This is a genomic window from Brucella sp. (assembly GCF_032066345.1).
Taxonomy (GTDB): domain Bacteria; phylum Pseudomonadota; class Alphaproteobacteria; order Rhizobiales; family Rhizobiaceae; genus Brucella; species Brucella pseudogrignonensis.
Genome location: NZ_DAMBKZ010000002.1, coordinates 371,083 through 394,778, shown reverse-complemented (window position 1 = coordinate 394,778; position 23,696 = coordinate 371,083). Strand labels below are relative to the sequence as shown.

Genomic DNA, 23,696 nt, shown 5'->3' with positions numbered 1-23,696 from the left:
CAGCCGGGCAGAACTTGTGGAGGACGAGTATGTTTGCTTCGGGCATGAATTTCGGTCTTGGCGAGGAGATCGAAGCCCTTCGTGATACGGTACGCCGTTTTGCGGAAAGCCGCATTGCGCTGCTTGCCGCTGAGACCGATCGCAATAACGCATTTCCTATGCATCTATGGCGTGAACTGGGTGATCTCGGTGTGCTGGGCATAACCGCACATGAAGACTATGGCGGCGCAGGCATGGGTTATCTTGCGCATTGCGTGGCAATGGAGGAAATCAGCCGCGCGTCGGCCTCGATTGGCCTGAGCTATGGCGCGCATTCCAATCTTTGCGTCAACCAGATCAATCGTAATGGTTCCCCCGAACAACGCGCAAAATATCTGCCTAAGCTCATTTCCGGCGAGCATGTCGGCGCGCTTGCCATGTCAGAGCCGGGGGCAGGTTCTGACGTTGTTTCGATGAAGCTGCACGCCGAAAAGCGCGGCGAAAGTTACGTTCTCAACGGCAACAAGATGTGGATCACCAACGGTCCTGATGCGGATGTACTGGTCGTTTACGCTAAGACCGACCCAGCAGCGGGCTCGCGTGGGATCAGTGCCTTTATCGTCGAAAAGGGTTTCAAAGGCTTCTCCACCGCGCAGAAATTGGACAAGCTCGGTATGCGCGGCTCCAACACCTGCGAACTGGTGTTTGAGAATTGCGAAGTGCCAGCCGAAAATCTGCTTGGAGCGGAAGGCAAGGGCGTCAATGTGCTGATGTCCGGGCTTGATTATGAGCGGGTGGTGCTGGCGGGCGGTCCGCTCGGCATCATGGCGGCCTGTCTCGATGTGGTTGTGCCTTATGTGCATGAGCGCAAGCAGTTCGACCAGCCGATTGGCGAGTTCCAGCTGATGCAGGGCAAGCTTGCCGATATGTATGTGCTGTTCAATGCTTCGCGCGCCTATGTCTATGCGGTGGCAGCGGCGTGTGATCGTGGCGAGACGACGCGTAAGGATGCAGCGGGCTGCATTCTCTATGCAGCTGAAAACGCTACGCAAATGGCGTTGCAGGCGATACAGGCGCTGGGCGGCAACGGCTATATTAATGATTATCCGACCGGGCGTCTCTTACGTGACGCGAAGCTTTATGAAATCGGTGCGGGTACGTCGGAAATCAGACGGATGCTGATCGGACGGGAACTCTTTCAGGAGACCCGTTGATGCCGGTTCTGAAATCTGAAATTTCGACACGCAGTGCTGCATTTGAAGCCAACCGCAAAGCCATGCTTGCAGCGATTGACGTGGTGGCACAAGCATCACGTACTGCCATAGATGGTGGCGGTGAAAAAGCGCGTGAACGTCACCTTGCACGCGGAAAACTTTTGCCGCGCGATCGTGTTGCACAGCTGCTTGATCCGGGTTCGCCGTTTCTGGAAGTGGGGCTGACGGCAGCACATGGCATGTATGATGGTGCAGCACCTTCCGGCGGTATGATCACCGGCATTGGCCGTGTATCTGGCCGCGAATGCATGATCGTCTGCAATGATGCGACGGTGAAGGGCGGCACCTATTATCCGATCACCGTGAAAAAGCATCTACGCGCGCAGGAGATCGCAGGCGAGAACCGCTTACCGTGCATTTATCTGGTTGATTCCGGTGGCGCGAACCTGCCCAATCAGGATGAGGTTTTTCCGGATCGCGACCATTTCGGGCGTATTTTCTATAATCAGGCGCAGATGTCGGCGGCTGGCATTTCGCAAATCGCGGTCGTCATGGGATCGTGTACCGCTGGCGGCGCTTATGTGCCTGCTATGAGCGACGAAACGGTGATCGTGCGCAATCAAGGCACTATTTTTCTGGCCGGACCGCCGCTGGTGAAGGCTGCAACCGGCGAGGTGGTGAGCGCGGAAGATCTCGGTGGTGGCGATACGCATACAAGGCTATCCGGTGTCGCGGATCATCTCGCCAATGACGATGCTCATGCACTGCAAATCGCGCGTGCCATCGCCGCTAATCTCAACAGCCAAAAGCGCGATTTTATTCCAAGTGGCGATGGTGCGGCACCGCTTTATGACGCGGAAGAAATTCTCGGGATTGTCTCGGCTGACACCCGCATTCCCTATGATGTGCGCGAGCTGATTGCGCGACTGGTCGATGGCTCTGACTTCGATGAGTTCAAGGCGCGATTTGGTCCCACGCTGGTTTGCGGTTTTGCAAGCCTTTACGGAATGCCGGTTGGCATTATCGCCAATAATGGCGTGTTGTTTTCCGAGGCCGCCTTGAAGGGCGCGCATTTCATCGAGCTTTGCTGCCAGCGCAATATTCCGCTGGTGTTTTTACAGAATATCACCGGTTTCATGGTCGGTCGCAAATATGAGGCTGAGGGCATTGCCAAGCACGGCGCCAAGCTGGTGATGGCTGTTGCGACCGCCAATGTGCCAAAAATTACCATGCTGATTGGCGCATCCTATGGCGCGGGCAATTACGGCATGGCGGGGCGGGCTTATTCACCACGCTTCCTGTGGACATGGCCAAACAGCCGTATTGCTGTGATGGGTGGGGAACAGGCGGCGGGGGTGTTGGCCACCGTCAAGCGCGAAGGCATTGAGCGCACCGGCGGAACATGGTCGGCGGAAGATGAAGCGGAGTTTAAACGCCCAACGCTGGAAATGTTCGAGCGCCAGAGCCATCCGCTTTATGCTTCGGCACGGCTCTGGGATGACGGCATTGTCGATCCGCGCAAGAGCCGCGAAGTGCTCGGCCTGTCGCTTTCTGCAACGCTGAATGCTCCAATAGAGCCGACGCGCTTCGGCATCTTCAGAATGTAAAGAGGGCGATCAGATGTTCAAAAAAATACTGATTGCCAATCGCGGAGAAATCGCCTGTCGGGTCATTCGCACGGCGCGTAAATTGGGCATTGCCACTGTCGCGATTTATTCCGACGCGGATGCCAATGCGCTTCATGTCGAAATGGCCGACGAGGCCGTGCGCGTCGGTCCCGCTCAATCTGCGCAAAGCTATTTGAATGTCGAGGCGATCATCAAAGCAGCACTTGAAACCGGAGCAGAGGCGATCCATCCCGGCTACGGCTTTCTGTCGGAAAATGCCGGTTTTGTAGATGCTGTCGAAGCGGCGGGCCTCACCTTCATTGGCCCGTCGGCAAAAGCCATTCGCGCCATGGGGCTAAAAGATGCGGCCAAGGCGTTGATGGAAAAGGCGGGGGTGCCAGTCGTGCCCGGCTATCACGGCGATAATCAGGATGGAGCCTTCCTCAAAAGCGAGGCTGGCCGGATCGGCTATCCCGTGCTGATCAAGGCGCGCGCTGGTGGCGGCGGCAAAGGTATGCGCCGGGTCGATAATCCTGACGAGTTTACAGTGGCACTTGAAAGTGCGCGACGCGAGGCGGAAGCATCGTTTGGCGATAGCGCCGTGCTGGTGGAAAAATACATGACCAAGCCGCGCCATATCGAGGTGCAGGTCTTTGGCGATAGTTTTGGCAATATGGTGCATTTATTTGAGCGCGACTGTTCGCTGCAACGTCGCCACCAGAAGGTGATCGAGGAAGCGCCAGCGCCTGGCATGACGCCGGATATGCGTGCTGCCATGGGCGAGGCGGCGGTGAAGGCCGCACAAGCCATTGGTTATTCCGGCGCAGGCACGGTGGAGTTTATCGCCGACGTCTCGGAAGGGCTGCGATCCGACCGATTCTTCTTCATGGAAATGAACACGCGGCTGCAGGTTGAGCATCCGGTGACGGAAGCGATCACTGGCCTCGATCTGGTCGAATGGCAATTGCGCGTGGCGTCCGGCGAAGCACTGCCGAAGCGTCAGGACGAGCTTGCCATTCATGGCTGGGCTTTTGAGGCGCGGCTTTATGCCGAAGACCCGGCACGTGATTTTCTGCCTGCGACCGGAAAGCTTGCGCTGTTTGCAGCGCCTGAAAATGTGCGGGTTGATTCCGGCGTGCGCAGTGGCGACACCATCACACCGTTCTACGATCCGATGATTGCCAAGATTATCACGCATGGCGCTACCCGCGACGAGGCGTTGAACCGGCTTGAAGGCGCGTTGAACAAGACACGTATCGCCGGGCTTGTCACCAATCGCCAGTTCTTATCCGACCTTTGCAAGCTGGAAGCGTTTCGCTCGGGCGATGTTGATACGGGGCTTATTGCCCGTGAGTCGGCTGTGCTGTTCAGGGAGGAACAACCGTCAGATATCGCTTTTGCGCTGGCTTCATTGGGTGTGCTTGGTCTTCTGAATGCGCCACAAGAAGGCGACCCACGGGGCAGCCTGCGTGGGTTCCGCCTTTGGGGGGAGGCATCGCGTTCGGTTCTACTTGATGATCATGGCGTGCGTCATACGGTGAACTTCACGACCAAGGGCGACAGGCATTTCGGTTTTGCTTTTGGCGATCTCGAAGTCCGCAATCACGAAAACGGTCAGGTTCGCTTTGCCGTTGATGGCCGCGTTGCGGAGGCGACAGTCGCGCGCAACGGCCATGACGTGACCGTGCAGTTCGAAGGCCGCGATACCATATTTCATTATGTTGAGTCAGCCGGTGCAGAGGAGGAGGCTTCGAGCGAAAGCCGCATTCTGTCGCCGATGCCGGGACTTGTGCGGCTGGTTTCTGTCGCTGAAGGTGCCAGCGTCTCCAAAGGCGATAGGCTTGTCACGATGGAAGCGATGAAGATGGAGCTTTCACTGACTGCGCCGCGTGATGGCAAGGTTGCATCTGTGAGCGTCGCGGCTGGCGAGCAGGTCAATGAAGGCGCTTTGCTGGTTGAGTTGGAGGAAGAGCATGGCTGAACACGTTGAAATCGTCGAAATGGCTGCGCGTGACGGCCTGCAAAACGAGAAGCGTTTTGTGCCAACAGCCGACAAGATTGCGCTGATCGACCGTCTGTCCGATTGTGGCTATTCCCGCATCGAGGCAACGAGCTTCGTCAGTCCCAAATGGGTGCCCCAGCTTTCCGATGCGACTGAAGTTATGGCCGGTATCCGCCGTGCCGACAGCGTGCGCTATTCGGTGCTCGTGCCCAATATGAAGGGCTATGAGCTCGCAGCGAGCGCCAATGTCGATGAGATCGCGGTGTTCATTTCAGCATCCGAAGGTTTTTCCAAAGCCAATATCAACTGCACGATTGCAGAGAGCATAGAGCGGCTTGCACCAGTGATTGGTGCGGCCATCAATGATGGGCTGGCCATTCGCGGCTATGTCAGCTGCGTTGTCGAATGCCCCTATGATGGACCGACCGCGCCGCAGGCGGTTGCCGAAGTCACAGAACAGCTCTTTTCGCTTGGCTGTCACGAAGTGAGCCTTGGTGACACGATTGGGCGTGGTACACCCGAAACTGTGAGCGCCATGCTGGATGCGGTTTTGAATGTGGCACCAGCGCATAGTCTTGCAGGCCATTATCACGACACCAATGGGCGAGCGCTTGATAATATTCAGATCAGCCTTGAAAGAGGTTTGAGGGTGTTCGATGCATCCGTCGGCGGGCTTGGCGGCTGTCCCTTTGCACCCGGCGCCAAAGGCAATGTCGATACTGTGGCAGTCGCGGAAATGCTGCAACGCCTTGGCTTTGAAACAGGTCTTGATATTGAAAAGCTGCGATCAGCAGCTTCGTTTGCGCAGGCACTTCGGCAGGACAAAGCCGCATGACAGAGTTTGAAACCATCCAGCTTGCCACTGACGAGCGTGGCGTTGCTACGCTAACGCTCAACCGGCCCAGGCAGCATAATGCGCTTTCCGGTCTGATGATTGATGAGCTTCTGACTGCCACGCTTCGATTAGCAAATGATGATGCGGTGCGTATCGTAGTGTTAACCGGCAGCGGCACCAGCTTTTGCGCTGGCGGTGATCTTGGCTGGATGCGAGAGCAGATAAACGCGACGCGTACTGATCGTATCGAAGCGGCGCGCAAGCTTGCGCTGATGTTGAAGGCGCTGCGCGACTTGCCGAAACCTCTTATCGGGCGCGTGAATGGGCAGGCATATGGCGGTGGTGTTGGACTGATCAGCGTTTGCGATGGCGCGATTGGTGTGACCGGTGCACGCTTCGGGCTAACGGAAACCAAGCTCGGCCTGATCCCGGCAACGATCAGCCCCTATGTGGTTGCGCGTATCGGTCAGGCCCATGCACTAAGAACTTTCACCTCGGCACGGTTGTTTGGTGCAGACGAAGCAAAGCATATCGGATTGCTGCATCAGGTAGTCGAAGCAGAGCAACTCGATGCGTCGGTAGAGGCTGAGATCAGGCCATATTTTTCAACTGCCCCGGCAGCGGTTGCTGCCTCAAAGCGGTTGGTTCATGCGCTGGGAAGTCCGATAGACGAGGCCGTCATCGAAATGACGCTTATCCGCCTTGCGGATACATGGGAAACGCCAGAGGCCGCAGAGGGAATTGCGGCCTTTTTTGCAAAGCAATCACCATCATGGAGAAGAGGAGGATAGGCATTTAATGGGAGGCCGATTTTCGTTGTAGTTGCGGGCACTTGGCCCCTTGCAATCGGAAGCCGGAAATGCATTCTTATTACATCATGAAAGCTCGCTCCCGTTCTGGAGCATGATTCCGAAAGAGCAGATGCAATTTCGGATAATATTATGGCTCTGGCACCTTAAATGGATGATGGCGCGGCGTGCTTTTAGATTAACCCTTTGAGATCATACGATGGAAAAAAGGGAGGGCCCGGCATTTCGGCAGCGCAATCGTGCTGAGATTTGACCGGCATGGGTTGTCTGAGGTCATCGATGAAAAAGCGAGACCTCGCCAAAGGAGAAAAAGAATGAATCTGAAACTGCTTTCCAGCGTGGCTTTTGCCGCAACACTTGGCTTTGCCGGTGCCGCTTATGCAGATATCACGATCGGTGTTATTGCACCGCTGACAGGTCCGGTTGCGGCCTATGGTGATCAGGTTAAGAAGGGTGCGGAAACCGCCGTTGAAGTCATCAATGCGAAGGGCGGCATCAAGGGCGAAAAGATCGTCTTGAAGTTTGCTGACGATGCAGGTGAACCAAAGCAGGGTGTTTCGGCAGCGAACCAGATCGTTGGCGACGGCATCAAGTTCGTGGTTGGTCCGGTTACGACCGGCGTCGCAATTCCTGTTTCTGATGTTCTTTCGGAAAATGGCGTTCTGATGGTTACGCCAACCGCAACCGGTCCAGATCTGACCGCGCGCGGTTTGGAAAACGTGTTCCGCACCTGCGGCCGCGATGACCAGCAGGCTGACGTCATGGCTGCGTATTTCTTGAAGAACTTCAAAGACAAGAAAGTCGCAATCGTTCATGACAAGGGCGCATACGGCAAAGGTCTTGCAGATTCCTTCAAGGCTGCAATCAACAAAGACGGCATCACCGAAGTTCAATATGATTCGGTTACACCTGGTGACAAGGATTTCAGCGCGCTCGTTTCCAAGCTGAAAGCCGCAGGCACTGAAATCGTTTATTTCGGTGGCTATCATGGTGAAGGCGGTCTTCTTTCCCGTCAGCTACATGATGCGGGCCTCAAGGCTCTCATCCTCGGCGGCGAAGGCTTGTCCAACACCGAATATTGGGCAATCGGCGGCACCAATGCTGAAGGCACGCTCTTCACCAATGCTGTTGACGCGACGAAGAACCCAGCTTCCAAGGAAGCTGTCGATGCACTGACGGCTAAGAAAATCCCGGTTGAAGCCTTCACCATGAATGCATATGCCGCTGTCCAGGTTCTCGCGAGTGGTATTGAACGCGCTGGTACGACGGATGATTCCGCCGCAGTTGCGAAGACCCTCCGCGACGGTCAGCCAATCGATACCGTTATTGGTAAGCTGACATATGGCGAAACTGGTGATCTGTCGTCACCAAGCTTCGACGTGTTCAAGTGGTCGGATGGCAAGATCGTCGGTCTCGATTAATTGTTGATTTAAAGCAAGTGAAAACGCCGGGGTTTTATCCCCGGCGTTTTTGTTTCAGACGAAAGAATTGCTGCAGAATTACGAGTTCGGAAAGCCAAGCTCGGCTTCGATGGCCTCAAAAGTTTCTTCCATCGCATAGGTTGGGCTGAAGGGAATTCCGAAATGGCCATAAGCGATTGACATTTGCCCTTCGGCCTTGCGTTCGCCACCTTTGGCTACGGCGGCGACATAAAGTGCTGCGGCAAGACCAGTTCGGTCTGATCCAGCTTTGCAATGAATGAGAATTGGCTTTTCAGCAGTCTGCATGAGTGCAATCAGCTCGCGTGTCCGCTCTGGCGTCAGCTGGCGACTGGACGACATCGCATAGTTCGTAAGCTTGATGCCAAGAGCACTGGAAGTTGTAACTTCGTCGTCATACCATTTCGCGCCAGGCTCTGCGCCGCGCAGGTTGATGATTGTTTTAATACCATAAAGCTCTTTTAATTTAGCGATGCGAGACGGATCGGGTTGGTTGGATCGATATGCCTGCCCCGCTACAATCGTATGGATATTACCTTTGTATTGAATCGCAAAAAGATAGCCGCCCAAGAAGCTAGCGCCGATTAAGCCGCTGAGACTTAATATTTGGACGTGGTTGAGCGAGAAATTGGCGTATCTTTTGAAGAAGTTCATGTTTTTCTTTAAAAGAGGATTGTTGAATGAAGAAGTTTTTCATTTATTCTTTGATTTAGATTTTTATGTATTTATATTGAGGCTTAATATTGTTCGTTGAGAATATATGTTTGATTTTTGTCTGAGTTATCAGGGTTGACCCGATCGGACATTTGCTCGCTATAGCTCGAAGAATTTCAGTTTTAGCTCAAATGATCGTCAACAGGTAAGCTTCGGTTAACCATAAGCGTTTAGTGTATATGTATCAAAATGGGGCAATTAGCGGAGCAGGTTTATGCAGCGCTATAGATTTGACGATAAAAAAGTTCTGATCGAAGCAATCGTTGAGCTTCTCAATAGAGGCGTGGAGCCGGATGAGCTTGATCTTGTATTAAGCCGTATTGGTCCGGTTGATCTTGATCTCATGCAGCAATGCCTGATCGAAGTCTGGAATTATAACCATCCAGAACCGATCGAAACACCGATGGCGGCTTAATTGGCATCTTTGATTGTGAAATCCACTCTTGGTGTACCGGCGGTAAGGTTTCCCTGAGAGTGTCACAATCTTGAAATGCTCGGCTGCTATATCCATATTGTATCGGGAATTCATTTGGTGATGCGACCACGGATGTACTGGCGCAACATAAATGAGAGCGGAAGGTCGGGTTCACCCCGGCCTTTTTCGTTTTTAGCTGTTAATGAACTTTTGCGATGATAATTATTCCCGACATGCAATATTTATCCTGCAGCGGCTCCAGTTAAGACTGAATCGTTGGGGCTGCTGTAACTGTTTGGTTTTACGCATTATCCGACGCATCGCAGCAGGAAAAGAAATCAGTCCGGCGAACTGATTTCCCTGTGGAGGCGCTTCGCACTTTTGCTGGAAATGCTATAAGTCTCGGAAGACCGGTTTGGCGCGGGTGTTAACCCAAGCTAGTATTAATTCGACGTTATCACAGCACGGATTTTCATCATGATACGCCATATAGTTCTTGTTAAATTCAAAGCCGAACTCGATAGCGCGAGCATTAACGCTGCTTTGAATGCAGTTGTCGCTCTGAAAGATAAAATTGAGGGCATCATTGCCGTAAGTGTTGGTGATAACAACAGTCCGGAAAATCTGGAAAAAGGCTTTCGCCACGGCTTTGTTGTGGACTTTGTGGACTCGGCTGCGCGCGACGCTTATCTGCCCCACCCAGAGCACGCGAAAGTCGGAAAAGCGCTGGTCGAAGCCGCAGAAGGCGGCCTTGCTGGGATTTTGGTTTTCGATTACACCTTTTGATCGTTTTAAAGCAGAAGTCCACCGACGCCCATTCGTGCAAGGGCGTCTGAATCAAGTGCTAAGCCAGCCATTAATCGGTCTAGCACTTGGTCGAGACTATTCTCACGCGCACTTCGAGCTGTTCCCGGCGCCACGATTATGTACTTTCCGTTGAGCTTTCCGAGCGAGAGTAGATTGCCGGGATCAACGGGAATACCGATACGGAGGATTTCTCCTCCTGCCTGAACGATGGACCTCGGCACAATATCGATCTCGTCCGCAACCGCGGAAGCACTGAAAATAATCAGCAGATCGCAACTGGTGCTCAGCTCACTTATGGCCTTAGACAAGGGAGCTATTTCGTGTGCTACACGCGTCTCCGCTATCACCGAACCGCAATTGTGTTGCACGCGCTTCGTGATCAATTCGTGGGTTTTATCGAGTACTGTTTCGCGAACGGAAGGAAGTCGTGACTGAATGACGCCGAGTCTCGTTTTCTCAAACGAATAAACCTTGAGAACCTGTTTTGTCTCGAGGACTGTGCGAATATTTCCAATAAGAGAGCCCGGAACGGCAAACGGAATGATTTTGACGGTTGCAACCATTTGCCCGCGTTCAACACGGCTAAGATTGTTCAACGTCGCCACTGATATCCGCGGGTCGAGCAAGTTAATTGTATCGATGCCAGCAACATCAACACTAAACAAACCGTTGCTGCGGGCAAAGAGATTGACACGGCCGGTTGTGGCAGGGCCTGCCTCAATCATATCTTCAATCAGGCTTTGTCCTATTATGAGGGCTGCTTCATCTTCGCCAATATCATTGGGTTCCAGCCGAGCGGCAACAACGCGGTTGATTCCCGCCCGTTTCAAAGCTTTGATGTGATTTTCGGTCAGCAAGGTACCTTTGCGAACACTCTCCGCCTTCGTCACCAGCGTATAAGCCAGTATTGCACCCTCTGCCTCGTCAATCGCCCACTCAGCGAAAATCATGAACGTATCTCTTGGTCGCTATTTCATGAAAGTTACCCGATAATGTCAGAACTCTTATCTGAAATGAGATCGTTAAGAAACGACCGGTATTCGCAACGATGGAGTTTATCTCTTTCAGAAAACGAATATTTTCCCAGATAGAAGCTGTAAAGCTGATGTTGGTTGAGAGTCTTTCCGCGCCGTTGCGTTGACACTTAACAAAATATGCGTCGCTATCATGTCGGCTTTATCATTAGTTTTTCTTTTTTTATTTAAGTAAATTAAATTTTAAATTTGGACAAATTTCGAATTTTTAATTATTAATTTCTATTCACGTCAGTAAATTTCTATCACGATTGGGTTATTTTCCTTTTTTTATTTATCTGTTTTAAAAAAGATCATGATTTATGGCTAACTTACGGCAAACTATATCAATTCTGTCGTTCTCCGAGTCATTTCTGACTCATGTGGCGTGTCCGGCCGCGACATTTCGAACCAGTACATTTTGCTCCAGGCAGGTGACAAACGGAATTATTCGTTATAACGGTTCCTTTGGAATTTTCAGAATTTACCGAAAACTAGGAAATGACGCATGCGCCGGAGCTGAAGCTCTGCGCGCAGGATGGAAAGACAAATGAAACACGGCACCCCCCGGACGATCGTTTCGTTCGCCGTCTTGGCCCTCACGGCGTTTCTCGCCGGCTGCGAGAACCAAGTCCTGCTCTCTCCGAAAGGAGAGGTCGGTGTGGCTGAGCGCGATCTCATGCTTTTCGCAACTGGTTTGATGCTTCTCGTCGTGCTGCCGGTCATCTTTATGACCTTGTACTTCGCGTGGAAGTATCGCGCCGACAACGATAAAGCAGAATACAAACCTGACTGGCATCATTCTACAAAGATTGAAGCCGCAGTCTGGCTTATTCCGTGCGCCATTATTGTGGTTCTCGGAACGGTAACTTGGATCAGCACGCATAAGCTCGATCCTTATCGTCCGCTGGAATCAAATATTCCGCCAATCAATGTCGAAGTCGTAGCGCTCGACTGGAAGTGGCTGTTTATCTATCCGGATCAGGGTGTTGCCTCTGTCAACGAAATGGCAATGCCTGTTGGTGTGCCTGTCAATTTCAAGCTGACTTCCAGCAATATCATGAACTCCTTCTTCATTCCGGTACTCGGTAGCCAGGTCTATTCCATGCCTAGCATGCAGACCAAGCTTCACCTGATTGCTGACCACGAAGGTGTGTTCGACGGCATTTCCGCAAACTATAGCGGCCAGGGCTTTGCCCAGATGCGTTTCAAGGCGCATTCGCTGGATCAGGCTGGCTTTGACAAGTGGGTTGCTGATGCAAAGGCTTCTGGTCAGGAACTGTCGCGTGAGCGTTATGCTTCGCTGGTTCAGCCAAGTGAAAAAGCTCCGGTTCAGCATTTTGCTTATAACGACAAGGCACTGTTTCATAACATCGTAAACCGTTGCTGGGATGGCAAGTCGGTCTGCCTGGATGATCAGATGCATCAGGCTCAGATGGTTCGTGAAGCTCGCGCAAATCTACGCAAGTCTTCGCCAGTCGATTTCAGCCTTTGGGCAAATGACATCATTTGCGCCATTCAGCCGCAGCGCCTGTCGCAGCTTGAAAACTGATTTGCCGATGCGGCTTAGCCCTGGAAGTTGTCCGGGGCTAAACCGCTGATCGCACTCCAATCGAAGTAAGAATAGAAATGTTCGGAAAACTTACGCTCGAAGCGATCCCGTATCACGAGCCTATCATCATGGTCACATTGACCGCGATAGCTGGTGGGGCGCTCGCTATTCTCGCAGCCATTACCTACTATAAAAAGTGGGGTCCACTATGGAACGACTGGCTGACCTCTGTCGATCATAAACGCATCGGCATTATGTACATTATTCTGGCTTTCGTGATGCTGTTCCGCGGCTTCTCGGACGCTGTCATGATGCGTGCCCAGCAGGCTCTTGCTTCTGGCGCTAATGAAGGCTTTCTGCCGCCACATCACTACGATCAGATCTTCACCGCCCATGGCGTGATCATGATCTTCTTCGTGGCAATGCCTTTCATCGTCGGTCTGATGAACTTTGCCGTACCGCTTCAGATCGGTGCGCGCGACGTTGCGTTCCCGTACCTCAACTCACTGAGCTTCTGGCTGACAGTTGCTGGTGCGATTCTGATCAACGTTTCGCTCGGCGTTGGCGAGTTCGCCAAGACCGGCTGGCTGGCCTATCCACCGCTTTCCGGTAAGGAGTTCAGTCCAGATGTCGGGGTCGACTATTATATCTGGGCCTTGCAGATTTCCGGTATGGGTACGCTTCTCTCGGGCGTCAACCTGATCACAACCATCATCAAGATGCGTGCACCCGGCATGGGCATGATGCAGGTTCCGGTTTTCACCTGGACCGCACTCTGCTCGAACGTCCTGATCGTGGCTGCGTTCCCGATCCTGACCGTCACGCTCGCTCTGCTGTCGCTTGACCGTTATCTGGATTTCCACTTCTTCACCAATGATGGTGGCGGTAATCCGATGATGTATGTGAACCTGATCTGGATCTGGGGTCACCCAGAAGTCTATATTCTGGTTCTGCCTTGCTTTGGCGTTTTCTCTGAAATCATTGCGACCTTCTCTGGCAAGCGTCTGTTTGGTTATGCATCGATGGTTTACGCGACCGTTGCCATTACCATTCTGTCATTCCTTGTCTGGGTGCACCACTTCTTCACAATGGGTGGCGGTGCAAGCGTAAACGCCTTCTTCGGCGTTGCAACGATGATCATCTCGATCCCGACCGGTGCAAAAGTCTTCAACTGGCTCTTCACCATGTATAAGGGGCGGGTTCGCATGGAAACGCCGGTCATGTGGACCATCGGCTTCATGTGTACCTTCGTTGTTGGTGGTATGACAGGCGTTCTTCTTGCTGTTCCGCCTGCAGACTTCGTACTGCACAACTCCGTGTTCCTGATCGCCCACTTCCACAATGTGATCATCTCGGGCGTTCTGTTCGGCTGCTTTGCCGGTCTCATCTACTGGTGGCCAAAAGCATTTGGTTTCAAGCTGCATGAAGGTCTTGGCCGCAAGGCATTCTGGTGCTGGCTCGTTGGCTTCATTCTCGCCTTCATGCCGCTCTATGTGCTCGGCCTGATGGGTATGACCCGTCGTCTGAACCACACCGAAAACCCGGCATGGCACATCTATCTGATCGTTGCTGCTATCGGTGTCGCGATTATCCTTTGCGGTATTGTGTTCCAGGTTCTGCAGATCATGATCTCCATCCGCGATCGCGAAAAGCTGCGCGTTGTTGATGGCGACTCATGGGGCACAGGTCGTACACTCGAGTGGTCGATTTCGTCGCCTCCGCCATTCTACAACTTTGCTGAAGTGCCGCATGTCCGCGATCACGACAGCTGGTGGGATATGAAGCAGAACGATTATGTTCGTCGTACCGAAAAGTTCGCGCGCATTCATATGCCAAAGAACACCGGAACTGGCTTCATCATCGGTATCCTGTGCATTCCATTTGGCTTTGCCATGGTGTGGCATATCTGGTGGTTGGCAATTGCGTCGTTCATCGCTGTCTTCGCAGTTGCTATCGCCCACTCCTTCAACAATGACAGGGACTTCTATGTCTCGGCCGATGAAGTACAGCGCGTCGAAGACGCCTATACCCGGCAACTGAATGCTCAGGAGGCATGATCCATGAGCGCGACTGTTACGACTACCGGCCCTTTCAAGGGCGGAAACGAGCATCCCGCTCACGAAGACCATCATGATGCAGGGTCGACCACACTGGTCGGCTTCTGGATCTACCTGATGAGCGACTGCGTTCTCTTCTCGGGTCTCTTTGCAACCTATGCTGTTCTTGCACATCAGTTCGCGGGCGGTCCAACCGGCCGTGAACTCTTCGACCTGCAGTTTGTGTTGACTGAAACCATGCTGCTTCTGGTGTCGTCCCTGACCTATGGTCTGGCGACGCTGTCGATGTACAGGAATAACCGTGCAGGCGTTCTGTTCTGGTTGGGCGTAACCTTCCTGCTTGGTGCGGCGTTCTTGGTTATGGAAATCTATGAATTCCATCACCTGATCGTGGAAGGTGCAGGCCCTGACCGCTCAGCATTCCTTTCGGCATTCTTTGCGCTGGTCGGAACGCATGGTCTCCACATTACTTCGGGTCTGGTCTGGATTCTGGTGCTTTCGGCCCAGCTTCTGCGCGATGGCCTGACTGAAAAGAACCGGACGCGCGTGATGTGCTTGAGCCTCTTCTGGCACTTCCTGGACATCATCTGGATTGGCGTCTTTACCCTTGTCTATCTGCTGGGTGTATTGTGATGAGCTCTGGACACGAAACACATGATCAAGCCGCACATGGCAGCCTGAAGTCTTATCTGATTGGCTTTGTGCTGGCGGTTATTCTCACCGTCGTTCCCTTCATGCTGGCCATGAACGGTTACTTCACGCCTGCGACTACCGCAGCCATCGTGCTCGGTATCGCCGTCGTTCAGATCCTGGTGCATCTGGTTTACTTCCTGCATCTTGATCCGAAGTCGGAAAATGGCTGGAACATCCTGGCGCTCATTTTCACGGTCATCATTCTGGCCATCGTGCTTGCTGGCTCCATCTGGGTCATGCATCACCTCGATACCAATATGATGCCGATGTATATGACGCCGGATGATGCACGTAATCTGCCATAATCAAACTTCAAAGGGCATGTTTCTGTAGGCCTTTTGATACCAGATACCTGGCCTGACGGCCCGGTTCCGCGGCTTTTTTCCTCCCTCTCCCCCCTTAAAAGCCGCGTGGCGCCCCGGTTCCCTCCGGGGCGCTTTCATTTTACTTGGTAAGAAGATGAGTCATTTATTCCAAGTTTATCTTGTATAAAATTTTAATAAAATTTCGATCCTTATTGCTGGATGATATCCGTAATGCGGCTCTTGTGTTTATAATTCCGCATCAACAATAATGATATTTACCATCATAAACAGACTTATTTGATTTAATCTATTTAATGTTGTATGTTTTGCTTCGTTAATTTCTTCGCATTGCATTTGTGTAGTTGCATATTTGGAGAAGTATCGATGTTTTTATTTAAGAGAGTACTTAATAATAAGTTTGTTGGGGGATTGACTTTTGCTATGGCTGTTGCAGTTCCGGCATTGGCGTTTGCAGCCTCTGCAACTGTGACTGCAAACGTAAATGTTCGCAGTGGACCCGGCGCAAATTATGCGCGTTTGGCTGCTCTGCCCGCAGGTGTTAGCGTGAATGTGGGGTCATGTCGTGGAAGCTGGTGCCAGATTTATAATGGCAACAGAGTTGGGTTTGTTTCTGCACGTTATGTTCGCTTTGGCTCCTATAACGGCAACGCTTATGCTGCTCCGTCTAACACGACTGTAATTGTCGGCAATGATGGCTACAACGACGGTTGGGCCCCTGGTTTCGGTCTTGGTCTAGGTCTCGGCTGGGCAACAGGTGGCGGCTATTGGGGGCCGGGTTGGGGCGGTCCAGGTTGGCGAGGCGGGCCAAACTATTACAACGGTTGTATTGGCCGCAATTGCCAATCCAATCGTGGCGGTGGGCGCAATGGCTGGAACCCTCGCTGGGGCCATGGTCCACAATGGGGTGGCCGTGGATGGCCGCAGGGCCAGGTTCGCGGTAACTGGGGGCCTGGTCCGATTGTGGGGCCGCGCTTCACATCTGGTCAGGGTCACTTCGGCGGGCTTAACCGACCAGCATTCGGTAATCGTGGTTTTGGTGGCGGTTTTGGTGTTGGCGGCATGCATTTTGGAAACATGCGTCCCATGCATGCCGGACGGTAGGAATAATTACTTATAGCATTTCCAGCAAAAGTGCGAAGCGGTTTTGCATCGGATAATGCGTAAAAACAAACAGTTACAGCGGTTCCAACGGTACATTCTTAGCTGGAACCGCTGTAAATCAATCGATATCAGGTCGTTATCCTCCCCTCCTGATGGCCTGATCCGCGGCTCACTGGAAACTCCTCCCTCCAGTGGGCCGCAATCATTTTGCAATGTTCGCTTTGCATATTAACCCTCCATTGACTCAATCTATTCAAAATAGGGAATAAAGAATGTTTGGGCTTTGGAAGCATTTTGAGATTCTGATCGAGCCGATGTGTATTTTCGGTTTTGCTTAGATAAAATCTCGTCCGGGCCTGAAATGTCTTAACGCATCTGGGTTGAAGCTTGGCCTTCCCACTACTCTATGTTAATCCCTGAATCGTCCTGGGATTTGGGGGAGGACGAAGCGCTACCCGAGCGGTCGTAAAACAGAAACCGGACAGTAACGTGTATGACTTGGAGTAACAGGACGATACAGGGAAGAAGTCTTATTGTGCTCGCGCTTGCGGTGCAATTTGCTTCGATGACGGTGTCGCCTGCATTGGCGTTCGAGATTTTTGGTGTCCGTCTCTGGGGCAAGGATAAGACGGAGGATGCCGATGCGGTCATCTCCGATCCCAAGCATTATTCGGTCAACGTCGAGGCAACGGGCAGTCGCAAAAATGCTGACGGTAGCGATGCTGACGTGAAATCCGTTATCGAAGGCGCTTCTGGCCTCGTATCGGATGAAGATAAGCCAGCATCAGGTTCAGCAGGGCTTTTGGCCAAGGCGCGTGGCGATTATCGCCGCATTCTATCAGCGCTATATGGCGAAGGTCGATATGGTGGCACGATCTCCATCAAGGTTGATGGTCGTGAAGCCAATGATATTCCCGTTGATGCCGATATACCAGACAATGCCAAGATCGACATTTCAGTTGATCCCGGTCCTCAGTTTTTGTTCTCGCGCACAGCAATTTCCAACATTGCGCCGCCGCCTGTCGACAAGCGCGATAAAGTGCAGTCGCCGGAAGAAGCTGGCTTTGCACCCGGTCAGGTTGCCCGTTCAGGTACGATCCTGAAGGCAGAGCGTCTGGCAGTCGAGGCCTGGCGTCAGCAGGGCTATGCGAAGGCAAAAGTAACCGGTGAAGACATTGTTGCGGATCACGACGGCAATACACTTGCCGCTGACGTTTCGCTCGATCCGGGTCGTAAGGCGCATTACGGTCCTGTGAGTGTGGTTGGTACAGCGCGTATGGACCCGCAATTCGTGGCCTGGATGACGGGCTTGAAGCCGGGACAGGAATACGATCCTGACGATATAGAGAAGGCTAAAAAGCGGCTTGGTCGCATGGAAGTCTTCCGTGCGATGAATTTCGAGGAAGCCGAGAAAATTGAGGCGGATGGCAGTCTGCCAATGACGCTCAATGTTCAGGAGCGCAAGCCACGCCGCTTTGGTTTTGGTGCAGAATATTCAACGCTTGATGGCTTCGGCGTCACCGGATACTGGATGCACCGCAACCTGTTCGGCAGAGGCGAACGTTTGCGCTTTGATGCCAAGGTCAGTGGTGTAGGTGGCTCACAAGACAACTCGTTCGATCCGGCCAACTTTACTTATACGCTTGGCACGAGCTTCACAAAGCCTGGGGTTTATACGCCAGACACGGATTTCGTCGCAGCACTCGATGCAAAGCGTGAAGTGCTCGACGCTTATACCGAAACATCGATCAATGCGAAGACCGGCTTCACGCAGATTTTCAGTGATGAGCTTTCGGGAGCGCTTTATGCCAAGGCCAGCCATGGCCGCTTCGATGACGATTATTTCGGAACGCGTGAATTCACGACAGGCGGGCTTGAAGGCAATCTTCTTTATGATGGCCGTAACAACAAGCCCGACCCAAGCTCCGGTGTCTATCTCGAAGGCAATATTCAGCCGTTCTACGAGTTTCAACGCGGCAATTTTGCAACCCGTTTTACAGCTGAGGGCCGTGCCTATTACGGGTTTGGAGCAACAAACCGCGTGATTCTCGCAGGTCGCGTAAAGGTCGGTTCGGTTGTTGGTGCCGATATTGCAGATCTGCCGCCCAACCAGCTGTTCCTTGCGGGTGGCGGTGGATCCATCCGTGGCTATTCCTATCGCGGTGTCGGTGTTGAAACATCGACGGGCGATGTCATCGGTGGCCGTTCGCTGGTTGAGACATCGGGTGAAGTGCGCGCACGTGTCACCGATTCCATCGGTGTCGTCGGCTTTGTCGATGCGGGCTATGTGGGTGAGCAATCCTATCCAGATTTTTCGGAAGAAATGCGTGTCGGCGCGGGTCTCGGCTTACGCTATCTGACGGGGCTTGGGCCGATCCGTCTCGACGTCGCACTCCCGCTTAACCGCCGCTCGGGCGATCCGAGCTATGCATTCTACGTAGGCATAGGACAGGCGTTTTGACCAGATTTTTTGCACTCTTAGCCTTCATTCTATTCGCTATTCCTGTGGTCGCGCAGGAGCAGGCGGAAGAGGAAAAATCGTATTTCATTTCATTCGTGGAGAGCAAGCTTTCCGCGCCAAACCGTCGTATCCAGTTTTCGGGTCTGAGTGGTCTTCTGTCATCTGAAGCGAGTGTCGGCGCAATTACCATTGCCGACCGTGAAGGTGTATGGCTGCGAATTGAAAATGCAAAACTCAACTGGAGCCGCACGGCGCTGTTCACTGGCCGACTCAGCATTCAGTCGCTGGTGGCAGAGCGTATTGACCTGATCCGCAAGCCGTTGCCGGATAACAGTCTGCCTTCGCCTGAATCATCAAGCTTCAGCCTGCCGGAACTGCCGCTTTCGATCAATATCGACAGCCTCGACGTCTCAAGCCTGCACTTTGGTCAGGATATTTTCGGCCTGCAATCGGAAGTTTCGCTCAACGGTAATCTGTCGCTGGCCGATGGATCGCTGAATTCCGCTTTCAATATCAAACGCCTTGATGGTCCGGGTGGCAATTTTTCTCTCCGGGCAGCTTATGCCAATGCCGATCAGAAACTTGATCTCGATCTGAAGGTTGCGGAACCTGCCAATGGTATTGTTGCCAATGTGCTCAATATTGATGGCCGTCCGCCTGTTGATCTAACGCTGACCGGCAATGGCACGCTCGACGACCTCAAGATCGATCTGGCTCTTGATACCAATGGCAGCCGTACGCTCACCGGCGGCTTTACGCTGGTTCGTCAGGCTGATGGACGCGTTTTTGCAACGCGTGTCGATGGACCTATCGCGGTTCTGGTTCCGCCAGCATTTCGCGACTTCTTTGGTGCAGAGACTGCACTTGTCGCCAATGGTTTGCTGAAAGACGGCGGTGGCTTCCGCCTTGATGATCTGGCGTTGAATACCGCTGCTTTGAAGATAAAAGCTTCAGCTGAATCCGGAAATGATGGCTTCCTGAACAAGCTTCGCGTTGATGCGGCCATTCAGGATGACAGCAAGGGCGAGGTACTCCTGCCGGTAAAGGGTGGTGATACGACTATCAACAACGCCACACTGCAAATCTCTTATGGTGATCGTCCAAACAATGACTGGACGGGTAAGCTTGCGGTTTCAGGTTTCAAGAATACGACCGTATCCGCTTCCAGCATCGCGCTGGATATGGGCGGCGTTGCTGAAAATCTTGGTGATATTACAAATCGCCACGTCACTTTCAATGTGAACGGCGGCATCAGCGGTATTGATGCTACGGATGCAAAAGTTGCCGAAGCGCTGGGTCAGAAAATCGATCTGGCGATTGCGGGCGGCTGGCGCGCCGGTTCGGCTGTTGAGCTCGCCAAGGCAAGCATCGAGGGCAATGGTTTGAGCCTTGAGCTTCAGGGCAACATTGATGACTTTGCATTCAACGGCGATATCATTGCCAAGGTTGCGAGCCTTGCTCCTTATGCCGAGCTTGCCGGACGTGATCTGGCTGGCAGCATTGACGTGAAGGCATCCGGCATTGTCAGGCCGATCAGCGGCGCATTCCAGCTCAATCTTGATGGTACGGCGCAGAAAATGCGTATCGGCACCGAAGCCGTGGATAATATCCTCGACGGTGAAGTCCGCCTCAGTGGCGCTCTGGGGCGCAGCGCGGAAGGATTTTCCGCGCGTGATTTCCGCATCGGCAATGAGCTGAGCGAAATCACTGCCAATGGCTCATTTGCATCCGATAAAGCCGATTTCGATTTTGGCGTCATGCTGTCTGATCTCAAGCTTCTGTCCGACAAAGCTTCCGGTCGCATGACGATCAAGGGCAGCGCGCGTGGCGATGATAAGCTTATTGCTTTGGCCCTTCGTGCCGATGCACCACAGGGAACGCTTGCCGACCGCAAGCTCGCCGATGGCGCTCTCGACTTCAACGCGCTTCTGGACGGCAATGCAACGACGGGTGCATCGCTTTCCGGCAAGCTTGCAGGCAGTGCGTTCCTCAATGGCGAGAAGATTGATTTCGGGTCAGTAATCGATATCGTCAATGACGAGAAGCGTCTGACCAACCTTGTATTCAATGCAGGCGGCGCGCATCTTTCTGGCAATGTTACACAGAACGCCAAAGGCCTTCTTGCTGGCCAGCTCAATGTGGATGCACCGGATATCTCGACCGCCGCGGCACTTTTCCTCGCCGATGCAACGGGTGCGGCGAATGCCGACATTACGCTCGATGCCAATGGCGAACGCCAGAATGCAACTGTTAATGCCAAGGCCAATAGTCTCAAGATCAATGGTAATCACATTGCTTCGGCTGATATTGCGCTAACGGCACAGGATCTGTTTGGTGTACCGGTCGTCGATGGCACAGCGGCAGCGCGCGATATTCTCGTTGGCACTTTAGGCATCGACAATTTTGATGCAAAGGCCAATGCAACGGGAACAAAGACCGACTTCACTGCGAGCACCAAGCTCAAGATTGGCACTTTGGCCAACGCATCCGGTTCGCTGGAGCCGAAGGATGGTGGTTTTGAGCTGGGGCTGTCATCTGCCGATGTGAGGCAGGGTTCACTTTCAGCGGTACTAGCAGCGCCTGCAACCATCGCCATGAAAGGCAGTGACATTTCGTTTGGCGATATCATCGTCAATACCGGTGACGGTCAGGTAAAGGTCAATGGTGCGATTGGAGAGCGTCTCGATCTTTCGGTTGCACTTTCCAATCTGCCTTTGGCGCTCGCTAATACCTTCAAACCTGATCTTGGTCTTGGCGGCACGCTCAATGGCACGGCTCGCGTCACAGGAACGCGTGAGAACCCGAATGCTGCTTTCGATATTGCCGCGCGGGGCGTCACGGCGGCACAGCTAAAAGATCAGGGCATCGCGCCGCTCAATGCTGATGCCAAGGGTAGCTCGGATAATAATCGTCTGAATGTGGATGCTCATGTTACTGGTGGTGGTGGCATTGATGTGACCGCAAAGGGTAGTGTTCCGCTCGGACAGGGCGATATGGCGGTCGATATCAATCTCGCCAATCTGCCACTGACTGCACTGAATGGCGCTGTGAAAGGGCAGGACCTTGCGGGTAATGTCACGGGTACAGCGCGTGTCACCGGACCTTTGACCAATCCTGCTGCAAGCTTCAATCTGCGTGGTACAGGACTGGCGGCAAAGCCTCTGCGCGACAACGGCCTTGCGCCGCTGAGCCTGCAAGCTGCTGGTAACTATGCGGCAAAGGCGGTCGATATTTCTTCGCTGACTGTTGATGGTCCGCAGGGCCTCAATGTCACAGCCAACGGCAAGGTTCCATTCTCGGGACAGGGCCTTGGTGTCAATGTTTCTGGCAGTCTTCCACTAGCACTCGCCAACCGCTTCCTTGCGGACCGTGGTGCGCAGGCAAGCGGTACGCTTTCGTTGACGGCAAGTGTTTCAGGCGGATTTGATAAGCCACAGCTTCGCGGGATGTTCTCGGCGTCAGGTGCGCAGTTTATCGATCCTGAAACCAATGTTCGTCTGAACAACATCAATATTATGGGCGCGATGGAGGGTGAAACCATCACGCTCCGTCAGGTCAATGCAGCCTTTGGCAGTGGTGGCGCGATTTCTGCGACCGGTACGATCTCGACTAATGCTGCAGCCAATTTCCCGGCGAATATTGATATCAAACTTGATCGTGCGCGCTATGCCGACGGCAAGCTGGTGGTGGCAACGGTGAATGGTGGCATTACGATCACCGGGCCGCTGATGCGTGACCCGCTGATCGCAGGCCGCATCGATGTGGATCGTGCCGAAATTACTGTGCCGGAGAATCTTGGCGGTGGTGCAACCTATGTTCCGGTGCGCCATATCAATACGCCCAAGAACGTTCAGGCGACGCTCGATCGCGCTAAAGTGGAAACGCGCCGCAGCAAGGTGCCGACGCCCACTGCTCGCCCGACAGTTCCGCGTCTTGATGTCGTTGTAAACGCGCCAAACCAGATATTTGTTCGTGGTCGTGGCATTGATACTGAGCTTGGCGGTCGCGTACGGCTGACAGGTCCTGTGACCGGCATCCAGCCCGTTGGCTCATTTGATCTTATTCGCGGTCGCATTGGCATTCTCGGCCAACGCATCACCTTCGATGAAGGACATGTCACGCTCGTTGGCGACCTTAATCCGCAAATCAACTTTGTTGCACGCAGTGAAGGCGATGACATCACGGCAATTGTTACGGTGACCGGCACGGTCGATAATCTCAATATCGTGTTCTCGTCTTCACCGGAATTGCCGCAGGACGAAGTGCTGGCGCATCTGATCTTCAAGCGCTCAATCGGCGAATTGTCGGCGTTTCAGATTGCACAGCTTGCAGCAGCAGCGGCAGAATTGGCCGGCGGTTCCAACAACTCGCTGATGGGTAAACTGCGTCAGGGAACAGGTCTCGACGATATTGATGTCGTGACTGACAGCAAGGGCGAAACTGCCGTCCGTGCGGGTCGCTATATTCGGGACAATATTTATCTGGGTGTTGAAGCCGGTTCTGGCGGATCGACCAAAGGCACCGTCAATTTAGACATTTCCCGCAACCTGAAGGTCAAGGGCGCGCTTGGATCAGAAGGCGATTCCAGCGGCGGTATCTTCTACGAAAAAGATTACTGATCGATCAGCACAGCTTGATCAAAAAGGCCGGGTATCTCCCCGGCCTTTATTAT

General features: G+C 53.1%; 17 protein-coding genes. 15 read left to right on the top strand and 2 right to left on the bottom strand.

The features are described 5' to 3' along the window. Positions 1–44: 44 nt before the first annotated feature. From RT142_RS04360 to RT142_RS04335, 6 genes are all read left to right on the top strand, one after another. On the top strand, positions 45–1,193 hold the full coding sequence (locus RT142_RS04360; protein WP_181152473.1) for an isovaleryl-CoA dehydrogenase: 1,149 nt from the start codon (positions 45–47) through the stop codon (positions 1,191–1,193). Then, positions 1,193–2,800 carry a carboxyl transferase domain-containing protein gene (locus RT142_RS04355; RefSeq protein ID WP_112804566.1) on the top strand — a complete coding sequence of 536 codons (1,608 nt, stop codon included), beginning with the start codon at positions 1,193–1,195 and terminating at the stop codon, positions 2,798–2,800. The genes RT142_RS04360 and RT142_RS04355 overlap by 1 nt, the downstream gene beginning before the upstream one ends. Positions 2,801–2,813: 13 nt before the next feature. Next, on the top strand, positions 2,814–4,781 hold the full coding sequence (locus RT142_RS04350; protein WP_313027590.1) for an acetyl/propionyl/methylcrotonyl-CoA carboxylase subunit alpha: 1,968 nt from the start codon (positions 2,814–2,816) through the stop codon (positions 4,779–4,781). After that, positions 4,774–5,637, top strand: a complete 864-nt coding sequence (locus RT142_RS04345) for a hydroxymethylglutaryl-CoA lyase (RefSeq protein WP_112804568.1) — start codon at positions 4,774–4,776, stop codon at positions 5,635–5,637. The genes RT142_RS04350 and RT142_RS04345 overlap by 8 nt, the downstream gene beginning before the upstream one ends. Then, positions 5,634–6,428, top strand: coding sequence for a crotonase/enoyl-CoA hydratase family protein (locus RT142_RS04340; protein ID WP_112804569.1), 795 nt, complete (start codon positions 5,634–5,636; stop codon positions 6,426–6,428). The genes RT142_RS04345 and RT142_RS04340 overlap by 4 nt, the downstream gene beginning before the upstream one ends. 332 nt (positions 6,429–6,760) lie before the next feature. After that, on the top strand, positions 6,761–7,867 hold the full coding sequence (locus RT142_RS04335) for an ABC transporter substrate-binding protein (protein WP_007872998.1): 1,107 nt from the start codon (positions 6,761–6,763) through the stop codon (positions 7,865–7,867). Positions 7,868–7,945: 78 nt separating this feature from the next. Here RT142_RS04335 and RT142_RS04330 read toward each other — a convergent pair whose 3' ends face one another. Then, on the bottom strand, positions 7,946–8,539 hold the full coding sequence (locus tag RT142_RS04330) for a tyrosine-protein phosphatase (protein WP_007872999.1): 594 nt from the start codon (positions 8,537–8,539) through the stop codon (positions 7,946–7,948). 274 nt (positions 8,540–8,813) lie between these two features. On the opposite strand from RT142_RS04330, the gene RT142_RS04325 reads away from it, so the two are divergent. Both RT142_RS04325 and RT142_RS04320 read left to right on the top strand, forming a co-directional pair. Continuing rightward, positions 8,814–9,014, top strand: a complete 201-nt coding sequence (locus RT142_RS04325; protein WP_112804570.1) for a hypothetical protein — start codon at positions 8,814–8,816, stop codon at positions 9,012–9,014. Between the two features lie 477 nt (positions 9,015–9,491). Next, entirely contained in the window at positions 9,492–9,800 is a 309-nt protein-coding gene (locus RT142_RS04320) for a Dabb family protein (protein WP_112804571.1), read from the top strand. A gap of 5 nt (positions 9,801–9,805) precedes the next feature. On the opposite strand, the gene RT142_RS04315 is transcribed toward RT142_RS04320, so the two are convergent. Continuing rightward, positions 9,806–10,771 carry a molybdopterin-binding protein gene (locus RT142_RS04315; RefSeq protein ID WP_112804572.1) on the bottom strand — a complete coding sequence of 322 codons (966 nt, stop codon included), beginning with the start codon at positions 10,769–10,771 and terminating at the stop codon, positions 9,806–9,808. 613 nt (positions 10,772–11,384) lie between these two features. On the opposite strand from RT142_RS04315, the gene cyoA reads away from it, so the two are divergent. The 7 genes from cyoA to RT142_RS04280 all read left to right on the top strand — a co-directional run bounded on the left by cyoA (position 11,385) and on the right by RT142_RS04280 (position 23,643). Next, a complete protein-coding gene (cyoA, locus tag RT142_RS04310; protein ID WP_064322346.1) occupies positions 11,385–12,386 on the top strand; it encodes a ubiquinol oxidase subunit II in 1,002 nt (333 codons plus the stop codon). 77 nt (positions 12,387–12,463) lie between these two features. Next, on the top strand, positions 12,464–14,443 hold the full coding sequence (cyoB, locus tag RT142_RS04305) for a cytochrome o ubiquinol oxidase subunit I (RefSeq protein ID WP_007873004.1): 1,980 nt from the start codon (positions 12,464–12,466) through the stop codon (positions 14,441–14,443). Between the two features lie 3 nt (positions 14,444–14,446). Further along, the gene (cyoC, locus tag RT142_RS04300; protein ID WP_007873006.1) at positions 14,447–15,076 is read left to right on the top strand and encodes a cytochrome o ubiquinol oxidase subunit III; all 630 of its coding nucleotides are present in this window, start codon (positions 14,447–14,449) and stop codon (positions 15,074–15,076) included. Further along, positions 15,076–15,441, top strand: coding sequence for a cytochrome o ubiquinol oxidase subunit IV (cyoD, locus tag RT142_RS04295; protein ID WP_007873008.1), 366 nt, complete (start codon positions 15,076–15,078; stop codon positions 15,439–15,441). Before cyoC ends, cyoD begins: the two co-directional genes overlap by 1 nt. Positions 15,442–15,825: 384 nt before the next feature. Continuing rightward, a complete protein-coding gene (locus RT142_RS04290) occupies positions 15,826–16,563 on the top strand; it encodes an SH3 domain-containing protein (protein ID WP_112804573.1) in 738 nt (245 codons plus the stop codon). A gap of 535 nt (positions 16,564–17,098) precedes the next feature. Next, positions 17,099–19,024, top strand: coding sequence for an autotransporter assembly complex protein TamA (locus RT142_RS04285; protein ID WP_007873010.1), 1,926 nt, complete (start codon positions 17,099–17,101; stop codon positions 19,022–19,024). Then, on the top strand, positions 19,021–23,643 hold the full coding sequence (locus RT142_RS04280) for a translocation/assembly module TamB domain-containing protein (protein ID WP_313027578.1): 4,623 nt from the start codon (positions 19,021–19,023) through the stop codon (positions 23,641–23,643). The genes RT142_RS04285 and RT142_RS04280 overlap by 4 nt, the downstream gene beginning before the upstream one ends. The last annotated feature ends 53 nt before the right edge of the window (positions 23,644–23,696 follow it).

Excerpts from the sequence above, each read along its gene's own strand:
- RT142_RS04320 (WP_112804571.1), top strand. The coding sequence starts at position 9,492 with ATGATACGCCATATAGTTCTTGTTAAATTCAAAGCCGAACTCGATAGC.
- cyoC (WP_007873006.1), top strand. The coding sequence starts at position 14,447 with ATGAGCGCGACTGTTACGACTACCGGCCCTTTCAAGGGCGGAAACGAG.
- RT142_RS04355 (WP_112804566.1), top strand. The coding sequence starts at position 1,193 with ATGCCGGTTCTGAAATCTGAAATTTCGACACGCAGTGCTGCATTTGAA.
- RT142_RS04360 (WP_181152473.1), top strand. The coding sequence starts at position 45 with ATGAATTTCGGTCTTGGCGAGGAGATCGAAGCCCTTCGTGATACGGTA.
- RT142_RS04345 (WP_112804568.1), top strand. The coding sequence starts at position 4,774 with ATGGCTGAACACGTTGAAATCGTCGAAATGGCTGCGCGTGACGGCCTG.
- RT142_RS04315 (WP_112804572.1), bottom strand. The coding sequence starts at position 10,771 with ATGATTTTCGCTGAGTGGGCGATTGACGAGGCAGAGGGTGCAATACTG.
- cyoB (WP_007873004.1), top strand. The coding sequence starts at position 12,464 with ATGTTCGGAAAACTTACGCTCGAAGCGATCCCGTATCACGAGCCTATC.
- cyoD (WP_007873008.1), top strand. The coding sequence starts at position 15,076 with ATGAGCTCTGGACACGAAACACATGATCAAGCCGCACATGGCAGCCTG.
- RT142_RS04335 (WP_007872998.1), top strand. The coding sequence starts at position 6,761 with ATGAATCTGAAACTGCTTTCCAGCGTGGCTTTTGCCGCAACACTTGGC.
- cyoA (WP_064322346.1), top strand. The coding sequence starts at position 11,385 with ATGAAACACGGCACCCCCCGGACGATCGTTTCGTTCGCCGTCTTGGCC.
- RT142_RS04350 (WP_313027590.1), top strand. The coding sequence starts at position 2,814 with ATGTTCAAAAAAATACTGATTGCCAATCGCGGAGAAATCGCCTGTCGG.
- RT142_RS04290 (WP_112804573.1), top strand. The coding sequence starts at position 15,826 with ATGTTTTTATTTAAGAGAGTACTTAATAATAAGTTTGTTGGGGGATTG.
- RT142_RS04325 (WP_112804570.1), top strand. The coding sequence starts at position 8,814 with ATGCAGCGCTATAGATTTGACGATAAAAAAGTTCTGATCGAAGCAATC.
- RT142_RS04330 (WP_007872999.1), bottom strand. The coding sequence starts at position 8,539 with ATGAACTTCTTCAAAAGATACGCCAATTTCTCGCTCAACCACGTCCAA.
- RT142_RS04340 (WP_112804569.1), top strand. The coding sequence starts at position 5,634 with ATGACAGAGTTTGAAACCATCCAGCTTGCCACTGACGAGCGTGGCGTT.